Raw genomic sequence first — 16,480 nt, 5'->3', positions numbered from 1 at the left:
GCGTCATTGGCGGCGCTTTTCTTATGTGGACTTCCGTCAAGTGGGTCAGCCCATGCTGCGATTGCTCAATCCGCCCTCAAATGGCAGGATTGAGCCCAAAGTGCCTGATGCTGCGCGGCGAACGAAAGTCCGGTCTACCAGAGTGCTTAGTTGCCCTAAGGCTTTGTCGCAATCTGGCTTACGTAAGACATGAAACCGAAGAAGGTCTTCTCAGCCACCCGGCGTCTTGCCTCCGCCTTCAACGCCTCCGCTGTTTCGGGAAACAGTACACGCTCTTCGATCATGCGGTCAGCACCTCGGTCTATGACAGTCAGGAAGTATGTCGCTTCTGCTTCGGCGACGTATCCATGCCCTCTTCTTGCCCCAAGTTGAAAGCCGGTCTTGGCGAGCATTCCGGAGACCTGACGCATTATCCAAAGGTTGGTGACATTTTGATTGATCATAAACCGAATGAGTTGATCCAGCGGATCGAAATCTGCAATCTGCGCCGTCGCTGTGTCGTAGTCGCCATCACAAATCGCCAATACACCACCCGGCTTCAGTATGCGGAATGCTTCCTGAACAACAACTTCGGGGTCAGGCACGTGACACAACAGGGTATGCATTAGGACAACGTCGAATGATGTGTCCTCAAACCCCGTGTCCTTTGCATCGCCGATATCGAAGCTGAGCCGCGCATCATCTCCAAAGCTCTTTTTCGCCCGTTCAACCATCACCGGCGAAGGTTCGAGCCCATGCGCTGTTTTCGCGCCTGCAAGGTCCAGTAGGTCCTTAGTTACGTGGCCTGTACCGGACCCGAGTTCCAACGCACGTGCATTGCTCGGGAGCTTTAACTCACTCAAGTAGGCCTTGCGAATTGCGACCTGTGCAGGCTCAAGGCAACGGGCTTCCATCGCTGCTGCAATACGTTCCTGAAGCGCGGTGTCTTGTGCGCCAAGATCAGAATATGGATCAGACATGGCTTAGCTCTCAAAATACATCCTGCAGAAATGCTAAACACACTTAGCCACGAAATCAAAAGAAGCGGACCTGTGGGCAACCCGATCAAACGGCAGCAAAGTCCCGCGTTGCGGTCACTGATCGTTCGCATATCAACCCAATCCGCTCGCGTTGTGCGCGGCGAGTTGAAGGCCAAGACTGCGATGTTGACCGGTCTGCGTAAGCCTTTTCTTATTCGTGCCTGTCAGGATGCAGTATCACCAAGCGCCGCTTTCGGTACGCTCCACATTCAAACAGTATGCCACACAAGCGCTTCCGTCGCGGCTATGTTGAAACCTTCTGAGGTGGGAACTCTTCGACACCGCAGAACTCAATCACAACGTGGACCAGTACTGTAATTCCCTCCAGAGCGTGGGTTGTAACTTTACGCAGGATCAACGCGTTTACTTGATCCGTGTCAAAGTGAGCCTTGACGTTTTCTGAACTAATCAGTTCAAGAGAAACAAAGGAGTTACCGCCATGCTGAACAAATCTCTTGCCGCGCTGATGATGATATCAGCCATGCTGCTGAGCGCCTGTGAAAACAAGGGCGAGACTTATCCCGTAACCGGCGAACAATGCGGACCGAACGATCCTGTCAAGACCCTGGATGCCGAAGATTGCTATGTCCCACCCGCGGGTGTCTGACGCGGAACCGCATTTCCGTTGATTCAGGGGGCCAACCTGCATCTAAACCTTTCTGGCAAAACATGTTACTCTGGCCTGACCCCTGCTGAATAGATGAATGAGGCGGCCATGCGTCTGATCTTGATTGCACTGCTTTTGCCAGCCACTGCAACCGCCGACCCGGCGTTGGAATGTTCCGACGCCGGATCACAAGTCGAAATCGGATCCTGCGTCGGAGAGATGGAAACACGGGTGTCGCGTGCGCTGCAGGTGAGTTTTGATTTGGCGGTACAATCTGCCAAGGAGCTGGATGAGGTCACCGGGCGGATAGTGGCTGAACCTGCCCTCATAGCGGCGCAACAAGCCTGGGAAACCTATCGCGATACGCATTGCACCGCCGTCGGCGCGTCGTTTGGTGGCGGATCGGGTACAGGTATCGCAATCACATCATGCCGGGTGAATTTGGGGCGGGCACGCGTTGAAGAACTGTTGAGTTTTGCAGACTGACTGAAACGATTCCTTTTGATCTTTGCACAGGTTCCTATATAGAGGCGCATCCCAAGCCAGAATCCTTGAAGATACGCCCCAGCAGGTACCACAATGTCGCCCAAAGCGCCGATCACGCAAGACGTCATGACTCTCCCTCGTAAATTGCCCGAGGGGAAGGTGAACCTTGTCGGTCTCACCCGCGACCGTTTGCGCGAGGTTCTGATCGAACATGGCACGCCGGAAAAGCAGGCCAAGATGCGCACCGGTCAGATCTGGCAGTGGATCTATCAATGGGGCGTGCGCGATTTTTCCCAGATGACGAATCTCGCCAAAGCCTACCGTGCGCAACTGGCCGACAACTTTGTGGTGGAGATTCCTGAGGTGGTGACCCGACAGGTGTCCGAGGACGGCACCCGCAAATATCTGTGCCGGATCGCGGGTGGGCACGAGGTCGAGGTGGTCTACATCCCCGAGGAAGATCGCGGAACGCTGTGCATATCGTCTCAGGTCGGATGTACGTTGACATGTTCGTTTTGTCATACCGGCACCCAGAAACTTGTACGTAATTTAACATCTGCAGAAATTGTCGGGCAGATCATGATGGCGCGCGACGATCTTGACGAATGGCCGACCCCCGGTGCGCCAAAGGATGAAACGCGCCTTCTGTCGAACATCGTTCTGATGGGAATGGGTGAGCCGCTTTACAATTTCGAAAACGTCCGCGACGCGATGAAGATCGCGATGGACCCCGAGGGGATATCCCTGTCGCGCCGCCGCATCACGCTGTCGACCAGCGGAGTGGTACCCGAAATTGCACGCACCGCCGAGGAAATCGGCTGTCTGCTGGCGATCTCGTTCCATGCAACCACGGATGAAACCCGCGACGTTCTGGTCCCGATCAATAAGCGCTGGAATATCAATGAGTTGTTGCAGGCGCTGGCCAGCTATCCCAATGCCTCGAACTCCGAGCGGATCACGTTCGAATACGTGATGCTGGACGGTGTGAATGACAGTGACGAGGATGCCCATCGTTTGATCGACCACATCAAGCGCCACAAGATTCCGGCCAAGATCAACCTGATCCCGTTCAACGAATGGCCCGGTGCACCGTACAAGCGCAGCTCGAACAACCGCATCCGCGCTTTTGCCAACATCATCTATCAGGCAGGCTACGCCTCTCCCATTCGCAAGACACGGGGCGAGGATATCATGGCGGCGTGCGGTCAGTTGAAATCGGCAACCGAACGTGCCCGAAAATCGCGCAAACAGATTGAGTCCGAAGCCGGTTTAACCCGGTAGTTTTTCTGTCCGGTTCATCATGGATCGGGTGGTCGTGCTTTGATTGTCCAAAATGACCGCCTGCACGCATGAAGTGTGCCTGTAAACTTAATGTTTCAGATACTGATTCAATATGCATAATTTGCTATATTTTAAAGATTCAATGCCGCAGGATGCAGGTTCAAATCGAAGCACAAGGCGGTGAGATTCTGGGACCTGAGCTGGTAAGAGATCCCAGAGCCGCTAGAATAAGAACTCTGTCGTCACGTGGCGCTCAGGCGAACTGATTTTCAGGTGGGTCGTAATAATGGACTCCTATCTACGAATAATTCTCCAGCACAAAGCCATTGCGTGCGCGATACTTCTGATTTCTTCAGGACTGGCAACGGCGGATGGTCACAACGCTCATATCGCGATCGAAAATCCGGCAGAGTTGAGCAAGGATGAGGCCGCGGCCCACTACCATTCACTAAGCCGTCGCATGGCACGGGGGTATGCCGCGGCGCAACTGGATCTGATCCTCAACTACCAAAGCTGGCCGCTTTTTAACGACGCGCCTTATATCTCGGCCACGCACGGGCAGCGTTACGTAAACTCGTATGCCAACCGAATGGCACATAATTACGGGACATTGCAGCAAGGCGAAAAACTTCCCATGGGATCGGTGCTTGCCAAGGACAGCATGACGGTGACCGATGAAGGTCACATACATCCAGGGGCCATGTTCATAATGGAAAAATTGCCAGACGGTACCAGCCCGAACACCGCTGACTGGCGTTATATAATGGTGCTGCCGGACGGGTCGGTGTTCGGGGATACTATGGGGGACCGCGCCAGTGAGGTCGCGTACTGCCATGTCTGTCACGAGCAAGTGGCGGATCGCGACTATACGTTCTTTATCCCCGAAGAATATCGGGTGGAAAACTAAGCCGGTTCACCCGGCAGCTTGAGTTCTGTCGCCTCACGGCGGCTGAGCTGTTCGCCTTGTTTCCGTTTGGACAGTACCTCGCGGGCCAACGCGTATTTGTCATCCTGCCAGAAGATCAGGCATCCGTTGCAGCCCTTGCCGCAGCATCCTTCCGTGCCGATGCGGTTTGTCTTGAACCGGCGTTCGTTACCGTCTTCGCCAATCTTTTCAACCAGATCTTCGCGACGGCGTGCATAAGCTGTTGAATTGTCGCGACCGGAGGTTTCTAATCCCTGCACGAGCTTGTCAAAGCGAATGCGGCTCCAGTGTTCGCCGGTCAGGGCGCGTTCCTTGCGCAGCACTGAATAGACCGGAAAACGGGCGCGCAGATCGTCGATATCCTCGTGATCAAACAGGGTGAAAGGCAACCGGATGATGGTTTTTGTGCTGCCATGCACCACGTCCAGCCGCGCGCCATCATGGGCGCGTTCGAAATCATAAACCCGCAGCAGAACCGTGTCGCGTGCGATTGGCGAGACGAAATCCAGAACATCACCCGGTTCCAGCTTGTTCTTCACCTCAACCAGAAAGGCATCCTCGGTCACTTCGGTGACGATCCCGGCATATTCCCATTGCGAGATCGAGGCCGTGTGTTCGTAATCATGTGCATAGTTTGTCAGCCGACCCTCGTGAAAGGCCAGCGTATAGCCGCGATTTCCGACGGTTTCGAGCTCGCGCATGTAAGGCTTGGGGTCCCAGTTTTCGGGATCCGCGAAATAGTCATCGATGGCCATACGATAGGCCCGCGCGACGATCGCGGCGTAGTATTCCGATTTGCCGCGCCCTTCGACCTTGAGGCTGTCGACACCGATTTTCAGGTACTCGTCCAGCTTCGGCATGATGCAGAGGTCGCGTGAGTTTAGGATGTACGAGCCGCGATCATCCTCTTCGACGGGCATCAGGTCACCGGGGCGACAGCCTTCTTCCAGCAGGAATTCGAACAGGTCGGCGTTTTCTTCGGTGATACGCAATTCCTGATGCGTACCATCCTTGAGGCGCAGTTTCAGACCGTAGTTCCAGCGGCAGGAATTGGCGCAGTTGCCCTGGTTGGCCCCGCGTTCGGCCATGAAATTCGACAGCAGGCAGCGGCCCGAATAGGTCATGCACATAGCGCCGTGCACGAAGGCTTCTAACTTGATATCAGGGCATTTCTCACGGATCTCGACCAGTTCGGGATAGGAAACCTCACGCGCCAGAACCACCAGCTCGGCCCCCTGATCCTGCCAGAACTTCACCGACAGCCACGAACAGATATTGGCCTGGGTCGAGATATGCAGCGGCAGTTCGGGCGCGCGCTCGCGGACGTATTGGAATACGCCCGGATCGGCGATGATCAACCCGTCGGGCTGCACCTTGCGCACCGTGTCGATGTATTCGTCCAGTTTCGGGATGTCTTTGTTATGCGAGAACAGGTTCAGTGTCAGGTAGGCGCGCCGGCCATGGTTGTGGCAGAACTCGACCCCTTCAATTACCTCGTCCAGCGAAAACTCGGACTTGGTGCGCAGCGACATATCCGGCGTGCCCAGATACACGGCGTCTGCCCCATAGAGGATGGCGAGTTTTAGTTTGCGCAGATTGCCCGCAGGCATCAGCAACTCGGATCTGGGCTGGGTCATGGAAGCTACCTGACAAAGGATCAAGGCGGCCTTCTACGCCATAATCATTGCGCCCAAAACCCTGTTATCTGCGACGGAACCGCGCTGTGCCGAAAACTTCGATCAGTTGTTGGCGCACCGGCTCGGGTTGCGCCTCGACTGCGTTCAGAACCTCACGCAGTTCGGCGCGCAGCCCATGCATCTGATCAATCAGCGAGATCATCATCGACAGCGCATCGGCCTCCATGTCGTATTGCTCGTGCAACTCGCAAGCCAGTTCCAGCCGGGCAACGTCGATACTGTGATAGACCAGCCCCTGCTCCGATTGTTCAGGGATCACGATCTCGGCCGCAAGATATTCGGTCAGGCGGTCAGAGGTCAGGCGCGAGACGGTTTCGATCAGTTCCTTTTCGGTCAGGGTCATGACGGCATTCCTTTCCGCGGATCGTAGCGGTGCGTTTCGCGCCAGGTCTCCATGAACTGCCTGAGGTCATCATCGATCTTGTCGGGCATCGAGACAGTCAATTCGATCAGTTGGTCGCCGCGCTGGGATGAGCCGCGTTTCTTCACCCCCTTGCCGCGCAGGCGAAGGGTTTTACCGCTGCTGGTGCCCGCCGGAACATTGACGTTTACACCGCCATCGATTGTGGGGGCGGCGACTTTGCCGCCCAGAATGGCCTCATCTATGCTGATCGGCAGCGTAATATGGATGTCGTCGCCCTGACGGTCAAACACCGGATGTTTGGCGACCGTGACGGTCACCAACGCATCCCCCGGAGGGCCTTCGCCATAACCCGGAGCACCCTTGCCGCGCAGACGGATGGTTTGACCCTCGGTTATACCGGCGGGGATCTTGACCTCGATCCGGTTACCGTCTGGTAGGGTCAGTTTCTGGCTGGCGCCAAACACGGCATCCAGAAAGCTGATCTGAAGGGAATAGTTCAGGTTATGCCCTGGCGCATGAAATTCATGTCTTTGCTGGCCGCCAAATCCACCGCGGCCGCGCATGAATTCGGCAAAGATGTCCGACATGTCGTCCGGGTCCGCCTGACGCCCGCGATAGGGGTTTCCAGCGGCCTCGGCATAGTCCCGGTAATAGTGTTGTTGCGGGCGTTCCTGACCCGATGCGTCGATTTCGCCATTGTCGAAGCGGGCGCGGGTTTCAGGATCTTTCAGCAAGTCATACGCGGCAGCGGCGGCCTTGAATTTGGCCTCGGCCTTGGCATCGCCGGGTTTCAGGTCCGGGTGGCACTCCTTAGCAATACGCCTGTAGGCTTTCTTGATTTCGTCGGCGCTGGCGTCTTTCGGTACGCCAAGGACGGAATAGGGATCGTCGCTCATCTCACACTCGCGGGTCAGGGCAGGTCTGATCTTGATGAATGTGTTCTATCACGTGTTTTCAACGGGTCAAAAGGAAGAGGCAATTGAATTGTCTCGAAAAAACTCAGAAGCCTGCTAATATCTTCATATTTCTGATTGTAGATAGACGGAGGCCATCCCATGTCGCGCAGAATCAAATCCGCTTTGGCCCTGCTGGCCGGCAATGCCATCGGGCTGTTGCTGGCTTCGCTGATACTGTCCGGTTTCGCGATCAAACCGATCTCATTTATCGTGGTTGTGATTGTTTTCACCGTCGTTCAGGTGATCGCCGAGCCCTTGATACTGAAGCTTGGCGAAAAGAAAGCGCCCGCATTGAAAGGTGGGATCGCCCTGGTCGTGACATTTGTGGGCCTGCTGGTGACCGACCTCATCGCGTCGGGGCTGACCGTTGGCGGTATCTCGAACCTGCTGGCGGCGACGCTGCTTGTCTGGCTGGGGGCGCTGATCGCCAGCGTGGTACTGCCGATCTACGTTTTCAAGGACCTGCGTGCCGCGAAGAAGTAATCACAGCGCGTTCAGGCTGGCCTCGATCGCCTTCCACAGTTCGTCCACCGGTTCGCATCCAACGGACAGGCGGATGAAGGCCGGGTCGACACTATCGCCCCAGCGCGCGCGGCGCTCGGCCGAGCTGTGAACACCACCGAAGGAGGTGGCGGGGCGCAAAAGCGGGCAAGTGTTGATGAAGGCCTCGGCCTTGTCTTCGCTTTCCAAAGTCAAGGATAGCAGAAATCCGAACCGTGCCGTTTGTGCCTGCGCCAGTGTGTGTGATGGATCTTCGGCCAGCCCGGGATAGCGGACCTGCTTGACCGCCGGGTGACCTGCCAACCGTTCCGCTATTACCTGAGCCGAGTTGCACATCCGGTCGAACCGGACATCCAGCGTTTCCAACCCGCGATGCAACAGCCATGCCTCATGCGGTCCGGGGATCGAGCCGGAGACTCTCCGCCATTCCTCGACCCGTTCCATGATGTCACTGTTGCGGCTGGCCACGTGACCCATCAGCATGTCGGAATGCCCGCCCATCGCCTTGGTGTCGGACGACACGACCACGTCGATGCCCAAATCCAACGGGCGCTGACCCAGCGGTGTCATCGTCGTATTGTCGGCAATCGTCACCCCGCCAGCTGACCGCACCTGTTCGGCTATAACTTTCAGGTCAATCATGTCCAGACCGGGGTTCGAAGGGCTTTCGGCGAACACAACGTCAAACTCATCAAAACCACCTGCGGCAAACGCTGTGGTCGGGCGCTCTTCAACTGTCACGCCAAGACGCGAAAGGAATCGGTCCGCCAGCAGACGGGTGACATAGTACCCGTCCGAAGGGATCAGAAGGCGCGACCCGGCTTGCACCGTTGCAAACAGAGCCGCAGAAATCGCGGCCATGCCGGACGGGAAGCTGAGACAAGGCGCGTCTTCCAGATGCGACAAAACATGCTCAAGATGTACCCAGGTGGGGTTATCGACACGGCCATAGGTCGGGTGGCCGTCCGGCGCACCGGGCAGATGGAACATGCTGCTTTGCGTCAGTGGAAGGGCGACGGGTTCGCCTTTTGACAACGCGTTGCCACGCAGGTGGAGCATTTCGCCTGTCTTTGGAGTTTTCATCGCTCAGCGCCCCGGAATTTCGTCGCGGGGCGGGGCGGGTTCCCAGTTCTCGATGATCTCGGCCGCCTCCTGCGCGGTATCGACAAAGCGGAACAGGTCCAGATCCTCGTCCGAGATCGTACCGGCATCCGCCAGTGCGTCCCAGTTGATGACCTTTTCCCAGAACGCGCGGCCAAACAGCAGGAAAGGCACACGATCCATTCTGCCGGTCTGGATCAGGGTCAGGGATTCGAACAGTTCATCCAGCGTCCCAAACCCACCGGGAAAGATGGTGATGGCGCGGGCGCGCATCAGGAAGTGCATTTTGCGGATCGCAAAATAGTGGAAATTAAAGCTGAGATCTGGCGTCACGAAGCTGTTTGGTGCCTGTTCGTGCGGAAGCACGATGTTCAGCCCGATCGAGCACCCGCCTGCTTCGTGTGCACCGCGATTGCCAGCTTCCATCACACCGGGGCCGCCGCCAGTGACGATCACATTCTCGCGGCATCCGGTTTCTTTCGATTTCACGGTCATCAGTCGCGCGAATTCGCGTGCCTCATCATAATATTTCGACAGACCGGCCAGGGTTTCTGTCCGCGCGGTGTGCTTTTGCGAGGGTTCGGGAATGCGGGCGCCGCCGAACATGACGATGGTCGACGTGATCTCCCGCTCGGTCATGATCATTTCGGGTTTCAGCAACTCAAGCTGCAACCGTACAGGGCGCAGCTCGTCCCGGCACAGAAACTCGTCATCCGCGAAAGCCAGACGGTAGGCCGGAGAGCGTGTTTGCGGTGTGTCCGGAACCTCTTTCGCGGTCGAGCGGTCGGTCTGCGCATCGCGAAACGGACTGTGACGGTCTTCCTTCATCGGTGATCGATCCCTGCTTGCGTGTTTGACAAACAGCTATAGGGTTCGCGGGCAGAGTGCCAGTCACGGAAAGATGAGAATGAATTGGAAAAGTGAAATATCGGCAGCACGGGACCGCATCGCGGGATATGCGCAGGTGACCCCTGTTATGGAAAGCAACATTCCCGGCTATCCGGTTGAACTGAAACTCGAGCACATGCAGCATACTGGCAGTTTCAAGGCGCGGGGTGCGTTCAATACGCTGCTCAGCTCGGACGTGCCGGCTGCGGGTGTGGTCGCCGCATCCGGTGGCAATCATGGTGCGGCGGCGGCCTATGCAGCGCAGACGCTGGGGTATCCTGCAAAAATATTTGTGCCGGAACTGGCGGGCCCGTCCAAGATCGCACTGATCCGGCAAACCGGTGCCGACCTGAGTGTTGTTTCCGGTGAATACGCGAACGCGCTGACCGCAGCGCAAGAGCATGAGGCAACGACGGGTGCAATGCAGATCCATGCTTATGACGCCCCGGCCACGGTGGCGGGGCAAGGGACCTGTTTTGCCGAATGGGACGCCCAGGGCTTGCAGGCGGATACGGTACTGGTCGCTGTTGGCGGCGGCGGGCTGATCGCAGGGGCGCTGGCCTGGTTCGGTGGCGCGCGCAAGGTTGTGGCGGTCGAGCCGGAAACGTCCTGTGCGTTGAATGCAGCGTTGCGCGCTGGTGAACCGGTCGATGTTTCCGTGTCGGGGATCGCCGCAAACGCGCTGGGCGCGCGGCGGATCGGCGAAATCTGTTTTGAACTGGCACAGGGTATGAGTTCGGTTCTGGTGTCTGACGATGCCATCGCTGCGGCACAACTGGCGCTTTGGCGCGCGCATCGCATTCTGGTAGAACCTGCGGGCGCGACCGCATTGGCAGCCTTGACCTCGGGTGCGTATCGGCCTGAACCGGGTGAACGCGTGGCCGTTCTGGTGTGCGGTGCAAATATCGCGCCGGACCCGTTCGCTGGGTAAATTATCGGGTTGTGGATGTGGATGGTGGATTTTATCTATAATCCATGACTGCAATGATTTCCGACACGATTTACCAAAGCCTCAGCCAGCGGATCATCACCGGAGAGCTGGCGGCCGGTGAAAAGCTGCGGCAGGATCATATTGCCCGAACCTTCGATACCAGCCATGTTCCGGTGCGCGAAGCCTTGTTGCGGCTTGAGGCGCATGGGTTGGCCCGGCATGAACCGCGCAAGGGAATGCGTGTAACAGCATTAGACCCGGCAGAGGTTCGGGAGGTGATCGAAATGCGCGTGGCGTTGGAAACGCTGGCGTTGCAGCAATCGATGCAAAACATGTCTCCGGTCGCGTTGGAAAAGATCGAGAACGCACGTATCGCCTGTGACGAGGCGCAGTCGATGCCGCAATGGGAGGCCCTCAACAGAACGTTCCATCGCGCCATCCTGACACCTTGCGGGCTGCCTCGGCTTTTGCACGCAATCGACGATCTGCATATCGCAAGCGCACGCCATCTGTTCGCGCAATGGCGGTTGAAATGGGTGCAGAGGGCTGACACGGATCATGCGGCCATTGTGCGGGCGTTGAAGCGCAAGGAAATGGCCACAGCAACGGCGATCCTGACCCGCCATATCCGGCGCGCAAGCTGATGACCCTGAGCCTCAGACGCAATTGGGCCCGTCTGCGTCGCATTGCGCCATGGGTCGGGCTTGCGTATAGGCCAAATCAACGTGAACAGATTCTGTAGGGAGACACTCCATGTCCAACGCGCAACTGGAAGCCGCCATCGAAACCGCCTGGGAGGCACGCGAGACCATCACGCCCGCCACCACAGGCGAGCAGCGCGAGGCGATCGAGGATACGCTGAATGCGCTGGACAGTGGCTCGTTGCGCGTGGCGGAAAAGCTGGAATCCGGTGACTGGCACGTAAACCAATGGGCCAAAAAGGCGGTTCTGCTGGGCTTCCGTATCAAGGACATGGAAATCCAGCCGGGCGGTCCGCAGGACGGCGGCTGGTGGGACAAGGTGGACAGCAAGTTCGCCGGTTGGGGTGAAAACCAGTGGCGTTCTGCCGGGTTCCGCGCGGTTCCAAACTGCGTTGTCCGCAAATCCGCTTACATCGCACCGGGCGTGGTGCTTATGCCGTCTTTCGTGAACCTTGGGGCCTATGTTGACGAAGGCACGATGGTTGATACCTGGGCCACCGTCGGATCCTGCGCACAGATCGGCAAGAATGTGCACCTGTCGGGCGGCGTTGGTATTGGCGGAGTGCTTGAGCCGATGCAGGCTGGCCCGACCATCATTGAAGACAATTGCTTTATCGGCGCGCGCTCGGAAGTGGTGGAGGGATGTATCGTCCGCGAAGGCTCGGTTCTGGGGATGGGCGTGTTCATTGGTAAGTCCACCAAGATCGTGGATCGCGAAACCGGAGAAGTCATGTATGGCGAGGTTCCGCCCTATTCGGTTGTGGTCGCGGGTTCCATGCCGTCGAAGAACAACGTCAGCCTCTATTGCGCTGTGATCGTGAAGCGGGTTGACGAAAAGACCCGCTCGAAAACGGGCATCAACGAATTGCTGCGGGACTGATCGTTCTGATTAACGCGCAAGGCCGGGGCATAACTGCTCCGGCCTATTTGTTTTTTGGGTCAAGCCGACTGAACCAGATACGAAGTTCGTGGCCGCGATCAGCTTTGAAGTGCTGCTTAGCGGTTCTCACCCTGCATGGCTTCGACTTCAGTGCTTCCTGTGTTTACTTCAGCACTTTCGGTTTCGCTGCCGCCTTCGGATTCACCGTTGCCTTCGGTTTCACCATCGCCGCCGGATTCAACTCAACAGCTTTTCGGGCCGGAGGTCTTCAATCAATGAGGGAGGCCGAGACTCGCGTTCACTGAGTCTCTCGCCCAGCTAATCCCTTGATCGGATACCGGTCCGGTTCCTCGAAAACATCGATAACCCGTGTGCCAGCCTTGATTTTGCCGCCATGTTCCACGCCTGACGGGATCGAATAACTGTCGCCAGAGCGGTAGGTTAGGGTCTGCCCGTCGATGGTCAATTCAACCTCACCCTCGACCACTGTGCCCCATTGGGCTTTGTGAGAATGTAAGGGCAATTCGAAATCCTGAAGAAAAGTAAAGAACGCCACCAACCCTGCATCCGACCGGATCACGGCCGTTTGCACCACGTCGTCGGGGAACGGTACGTCGAGGCTGGGAAAACTCGTTATGAAATCTGGGTAGGGCATGAAGGCGTCCTTTGGTATCCGGGATCGGTTTATTCCGGGTACTATGGGCGCAAGGCGGGGCTCCTGCAATTGTTGGCTGCTTGACCGCGAACCGGCGCGGGGCTATGGCCCGGTGCATGGAGAAGCAAAAGAAACCCTCACGTCAGCAAGTCTATACCCTTTTGGTCCAGATTGGCCGCAAGGAGGGCGACGGCCTGCCTGATGGGGCGACCGGCGCGGCACTGATGTGCTATGCCAGCGGCGTGGATGAGGCCGAGGCCGTGCGTGAGACGGTTGCGATCCTGAAGCAGGCAGACACCGCACCGCTGGATGTCACCGGATATGGCACATTGGCCGAGCGTGAAGCGCAAGGCCACGATATCGAGCCGGACGAACGTGCGCTGATGCAAAGAGCATTGGATGAAAACGCAGTGATCGTCGCGCAGATGACACCGTTTTTCGAAGACGAAGCACAAGCCTAGTTTCGCGACCCGAACCACTTGCGATAGATTTCGTCATAGGTTCCGTCTTCGCGCAGGCCGAGCAATGCCTGGTTAACATCCTCGACCAGCGGTGATCCGGTCGGAAATGCGATGCCGTAATTCTCGCGCAGGAAGACGCCACCTGTCATCGATGCAATCCGCCGCCCTTCATGAGCTGCAAAGTAGGACAGGATCGGCGCGTCGAACACGACGGCATTCAGTTCTTCGGCTTTGAAGGCGTCCAGCATCTCGTTCAGTCCGGGGTAGCCGGTGAATTCGATCTCGCGCCGGTTCAGAAAGCTCGCCGCTGTAGACCCCGAGATTGTCCCGACATTCTTGCCGTAAAGGTCGTTCACCGAATTCACGCTGCCGGTAATCGCGTCCACCGTCATGACCGAGGTGATGCGGGCGGTAAACACCGACACGATGAACAAGGATGACACCACCAGGGTAACCCCCAGCATACGACCGAACGGTGTTCGCGGCATTCGTTCTTCGAACCCGCCATTCACAACCAAATTCAGTGCCCACCAGAACGATGGGAACCACGCCTCGTTAAGGTTGCGGTCGAAATAGGGTTGGGCACGGCGTTCAAAGCTCCACATCAGCATGCCGCCACCGAGGAGAATGGCAAAGGCAAGCCCGATAGCGATGAAAAGTTCTTTCGATAGCAGAGCCTGCAAAATCGAAGGCTTTCGTACCGCGTCCGAGGGCACCATGATCTGAAGACCCGCTTCAAAGATCGGCTGAGAGAAGTCCATTTGCGTTTCGCGCAGGGCGGTGATCGAGATATTGGCGATGGCAAGGTCTGCAGATCCGCTCTGCACGGCACCCAACATGTCAGAAAACGCGTCGACGCGGTTGACCGTGTAGTCCCAGTTCAGAGCCTCGGCCAGGGCCGCCAGCAAATCCATGGAAAAACCGGTTTCATGGCCGCCCTCGACATAGGAAAACGGCGGGCGGGTCACTGTTGTGACCGAAAGGGACTGTGCCAGGCTCTGCTGTGCGATGACGGCGAAAGTCAGGCAGATCAGTGCGAAGAGGGCGCGCTTCATATTCAATTCACCTGTTTCGCGGCCCTGTAACGCGAATTTGTGGCGGGCGGCAAGGTGGTCGCAGGGTAAAGTTCCATGTTTTATTGGGGTGCCGCTTTGACATCTACATATTCGGATGACCGTTTTTTTACGGATTGGGGTTGGAAAACCGGCCAAATCGTTGAATCTGTGCGCGAACCCGCGTCAGACACAGTTACAGAGGTCCCCGCATGACTGATCCCGTCCAATTGACAGCCGAACTGATCCGTTGCCCTTCGGTCACACCTTCAGAGGGCGGAGCACTTGTTTTGCTTGAGACAGTGCTGTCGGAGGCAGGTTTCGAATGCACGCGCGTCGATCGCGGCGGCATCAGTAACCTGTTCGCGCGTTGGGGGCAGAAAGGTCATGCGCGTAGTTTCGGATTTAACGGTCACACAGACGTCGTCCCTGTCGGCGACGAAGCTGCCTGGACTGCGCCGCCTTTCGGGGCCGAAGTGCGGGATGGTGTGATGTATGGGCGCGGTACTACCGATATGAAATCCGGTGTTGCGGCTTTTGCGGCTGCCGCAATGGATTTCGTGCGTGACACCCCGCCGGATGGGGCAATTGTTCTGGCGATTACTGGTGATGAGGAAGGCGATGCGTTGGACGGCACCACTGCGCTTCTCGATTACATGGAAGGCGCGGGTGAGCGTATGTCGGTCTGTCTGGTGGGTGAGCCAACATGCCCGAACAAAATGGGTGAGATGATCAAGATCGGCCGCCGGGGCTCAATGACTGCATGGTTTAAGATTACAGGTGTGCAGGGGCATTCGGCTTATCCCCATCGAGCTAAGAACCCTCTGCCCGCCATGGCGCGGCTGATGGATCGGCTTGCCAGCCATGAACTGGATCAGGGCACGGACCATTTCGACGCCTCAACACTGGCTGTTGTCACCATCGACACCGGAAACGCCGCAACCAACGTGATCCCGTCGCAATGCAGCGGCGCGGTCAATATCCGCTTTAACGATCTGCATTCCGGGGCCAGCCTGAGTGACTGGTTGCAATCAGAGGCGGATCAGGTGGCAGCCCAATACGGTGTCGACATCGGTGTCACGATCAGCATATCGGGTGAAAGTTTTCTGACCCCACCAGGGCCTTTGTCGGATCTGGTGGCCAAAGCGGTCGAAGCCGAAACCGGCGTTACGCCTGAACTGTCGACAACCGGCGGCACCTCGGATGCGCGCTTTGTCAAAAACCATTGTCCGGTGGTGGAGTTCGGCTTGGTCGGACGCACGATGCATCAGGTGGACGAGTGCGTTGAGGTTGTGCAGATCGAGCAACTCAAATCGATCTATACCCGTATCCTGACGGATTATTTCGCCTGATCCATGCAGCGCACATTGGTGATCATGGTCAAGGAACCTCGACCGGGCCGTGTCAAGACGCGGCTGGGGCGTGATATCGGCATGGTTGGTGCCGCGTGGTGGTTTCGGCACCAGACCCGCGCTTTGATCCGAAAGCTGCGCGACCCTCGCTGGCAGATCGTGCTGGCCGTGTCGCCCGATGCAGAAGGTCTTGCAAGCCGTATCTGGCCCGTTGATCTGCCGCGCGCGCCGCAGGGGTCCGGCGATCTGGGGGACCGGATGAGACGGATGTTGCGCGGAATGCCCAAGGGGCCGGTTTGCCTGATCGGAGCGGATACTCCGGGTATTTCGCGTGCACATATTGCCCGCGCTTTTGGAGCGCTTAGGCGAACCCAGATGGTGTTCGGCCCCGCGCCGGATGGCGGCTATTGGCTGGTCGGTGCGCAGCGCTATGGCGCGCTGCCCGCAGGTCTGTTCCACGATGTGCGCTGGTCCACAGAACATGCATTGGCCGACACACTTGCCTCAATCCCAAACTGCCGTGTGACCCTGCTGGACCAGCTGCGCGATGTGGATACGGTCGCTGATCTGAAACCCTGAGGTTTTTTGGTCATGACGCGGTCGCAAACGCGTGCTACGCCGGA

The 16,480-nt window shown here is 57.5% G+C and carries 19 protein-coding genes; 11 read left to right on the top strand and 8 right to left on the bottom strand.

What is annotated here, in order from left to right:
- Nucleotides 1-155 precede the first annotated feature (155 nt).
- Nucleotides 156-959 carry a methyltransferase domain-containing protein gene (locus tag ACR3FC_RS07975; RefSeq protein ID WP_480474204.1) on the bottom strand — a complete coding sequence of 268 codons (804 nt, stop codon included), beginning with the start codon at nt 957-959 and terminating at the stop codon, nt 156-158.
- A 499-nt stretch (nt 960-1,458) separates the two neighbouring features.
- On the opposite strand from ACR3FC_RS07975, the gene ACR3FC_RS07970 reads away from it, so the two are divergent.
- From ACR3FC_RS07970 to ACR3FC_RS07955, 4 genes are all read left to right on the top strand, one after another.
- On the top strand, nt 1,459-1,626 hold the full coding sequence (locus ACR3FC_RS07970) for a hypothetical protein (RefSeq protein ID WP_209598391.1): 168 nt from the start codon (nt 1,459-1,461) through the stop codon (nt 1,624-1,626).
- 108 nt (nt 1,627-1,734) lie between these two features.
- Nucleotides 1,735-2,112: a lysozyme inhibitor LprI family protein gene (locus tag ACR3FC_RS07965; RefSeq protein WP_480474203.1), complete on the top strand. Its 378-nt coding sequence runs from the start codon at nt 1,735-1,737 to the stop codon at nt 2,110-2,112.
- A 93-nt stretch (nt 2,113-2,205) separates the two neighbouring features.
- Nucleotides 2,206-3,393: a dual-specificity RNA methyltransferase RlmN gene (gene rlmN, locus ACR3FC_RS07960; RefSeq protein WP_480474202.1), complete on the top strand. Its 1,188-nt coding sequence runs from the start codon at nt 2,206-2,208 to the stop codon at nt 3,391-3,393.
- 286 nt (nt 3,394-3,679) lie between these two features.
- On the top strand, nt 3,680-4,300 hold the full coding sequence (locus ACR3FC_RS07955; RefSeq protein ID WP_480474201.1) for a cytochrome P460 family protein: 621 nt from the start codon (nt 3,680-3,682) through the stop codon (nt 4,298-4,300).
- Here ACR3FC_RS07955 and ACR3FC_RS07950 read toward each other — a convergent pair.
- The 3 genes from ACR3FC_RS07950 to ACR3FC_RS07940 form a co-directional block, all read right to left on the bottom strand.
- Nucleotides 4,297-5,955, bottom strand: coding sequence for a U32 family peptidase (locus tag ACR3FC_RS07950; RefSeq protein WP_480474200.1), 1,659 nt, complete (start codon nt 5,953-5,955; stop codon nt 4,297-4,299). The two genes, ACR3FC_RS07955 and ACR3FC_RS07950, sit on opposite strands and share 4 nt — an antisense overlap.
- 64 nt (nt 5,956-6,019) lie before the next feature.
- Nucleotides 6,020-6,358: a hypothetical protein gene (locus ACR3FC_RS07945; RefSeq protein WP_480474199.1), complete on the bottom strand. Its 339-nt coding sequence runs from the start codon at nt 6,356-6,358 to the stop codon at nt 6,020-6,022.
- Entirely contained in the window at nt 6,355-7,275 is a 921-nt protein-coding gene (locus tag ACR3FC_RS07940; RefSeq protein ID WP_480474198.1) for a DnaJ C-terminal domain-containing protein, read from the bottom strand. Before ACR3FC_RS07940 ends, ACR3FC_RS07945 begins: the two co-directional genes overlap by 4 nt.
- A 159-nt stretch (nt 7,276-7,434) precedes the next feature.
- On the opposite strand from ACR3FC_RS07940, the gene ACR3FC_RS07935 reads away from it, so the two are divergent.
- A complete protein-coding gene (locus ACR3FC_RS07935) occupies nt 7,435-7,818 on the top strand; it encodes a hypothetical protein (RefSeq protein ID WP_267363718.1) in 384 nt (127 codons plus the stop codon).
- Here ACR3FC_RS07935 and ACR3FC_RS07930 read toward each other — a convergent pair whose 3' ends face one another.
- Both ACR3FC_RS07930 and ACR3FC_RS07925 read right to left on the bottom strand, forming a co-directional pair.
- Nucleotides 7,819-8,919, bottom strand: a complete 1,101-nt coding sequence (locus ACR3FC_RS07930) for a cystathionine gamma-lyase (protein ID WP_480474197.1) — start codon at nt 8,917-8,919, stop codon at nt 7,819-7,821. It lies immediately after the preceding gene.
- A 3-nt stretch (nt 8,920-8,922) separates the two neighbouring features.
- Complete coding sequence (locus ACR3FC_RS07925; protein ID WP_480474196.1) at nt 8,923-9,765, bottom strand: LOG family protein; 843 nt, start codon at nt 9,763-9,765, stop codon at nt 8,923-8,925.
- 79 nt (nt 9,766-9,844) lie between these two features.
- On the opposite strand from ACR3FC_RS07925, the gene ACR3FC_RS07920 reads away from it, so the two are divergent.
- From ACR3FC_RS07920 to dapD, 3 genes are all read left to right on the top strand, one after another.
- Nucleotides 9,845-10,756: a threonine/serine dehydratase gene (locus ACR3FC_RS07920; RefSeq protein WP_480474195.1), complete on the top strand. Its 912-nt coding sequence runs from the start codon at nt 9,845-9,847 to the stop codon at nt 10,754-10,756.
- Between the two features lie 44 nt (nt 10,757-10,800).
- Nucleotides 10,801-11,400 carry a GntR family transcriptional regulator gene (locus ACR3FC_RS07915; protein ID WP_209598385.1) on the top strand — a complete coding sequence of 200 codons (600 nt, stop codon included), beginning with the start codon at nt 10,801-10,803 and terminating at the stop codon, nt 11,398-11,400.
- A gap of 109 nt (nt 11,401-11,509) precedes the next feature.
- On the top strand, nt 11,510-12,337 hold the full coding sequence (gene dapD, locus ACR3FC_RS07910) for a 2,3,4,5-tetrahydropyridine-2,6-dicarboxylate N-succinyltransferase (RefSeq protein WP_480474194.1): 828 nt from the start codon (nt 11,510-11,512) through the stop codon (nt 12,335-12,337).
- A 298-nt stretch (nt 12,338-12,635) separates the two neighbouring features.
- Here the strand turns inward: dapD and ACR3FC_RS07905 are convergent, their stop codons facing one another.
- A complete protein-coding gene (locus ACR3FC_RS07905) occupies nt 12,636-12,992 on the bottom strand; it encodes a cupin domain-containing protein (protein WP_480474193.1) in 357 nt (118 codons plus the stop codon).
- Nucleotides 12,993-13,108: 116 nt separating this feature from the next.
- Here ACR3FC_RS07905 and ACR3FC_RS07900 point away from each other — a divergent pair, with 116 nt between their 5' ends.
- Complete coding sequence (locus ACR3FC_RS07900; RefSeq protein WP_480474192.1) at nt 13,109-13,453, top strand: hypothetical protein; 345 nt, start codon at nt 13,109-13,111, stop codon at nt 13,451-13,453.
- Here the strand turns inward: ACR3FC_RS07900 and ACR3FC_RS07895 are convergent.
- Complete coding sequence (locus ACR3FC_RS07895; protein WP_480474191.1) at nt 13,450-14,508, bottom strand: transporter substrate-binding domain-containing protein; 1,059 nt, start codon at nt 14,506-14,508, stop codon at nt 13,450-13,452. The two genes, ACR3FC_RS07900 and ACR3FC_RS07895, sit on opposite strands and share 4 nt — an antisense overlap.
- A gap of 209 nt (nt 14,509-14,717) precedes the next feature.
- On the opposite strand from ACR3FC_RS07895, the gene dapE reads away from it, so the two are divergent.
- A complete protein-coding gene (dapE, locus tag ACR3FC_RS07890) occupies nt 14,718-15,857 on the top strand; it encodes a succinyl-diaminopimelate desuccinylase (protein WP_480474190.1) in 1,140 nt (379 codons plus the stop codon).
- Between the two features lie 3 nt (nt 15,858-15,860).
- Nucleotides 15,861-16,436 carry a TIGR04282 family arsenosugar biosynthesis glycosyltransferase gene (locus tag ACR3FC_RS07885; RefSeq protein ID WP_480474189.1) on the top strand — a complete coding sequence of 192 codons (576 nt, stop codon included), beginning with the start codon at nt 15,861-15,863 and terminating at the stop codon, nt 16,434-16,436.
- Nucleotides 16,437-16,480 lie beyond the last annotated feature (44 nt).

This window comes from Ruegeria sp. AF3, from assembly GCF_056536285.1.
This window is presented reverse-complemented; position numbering and strand designations above follow the sequence as displayed.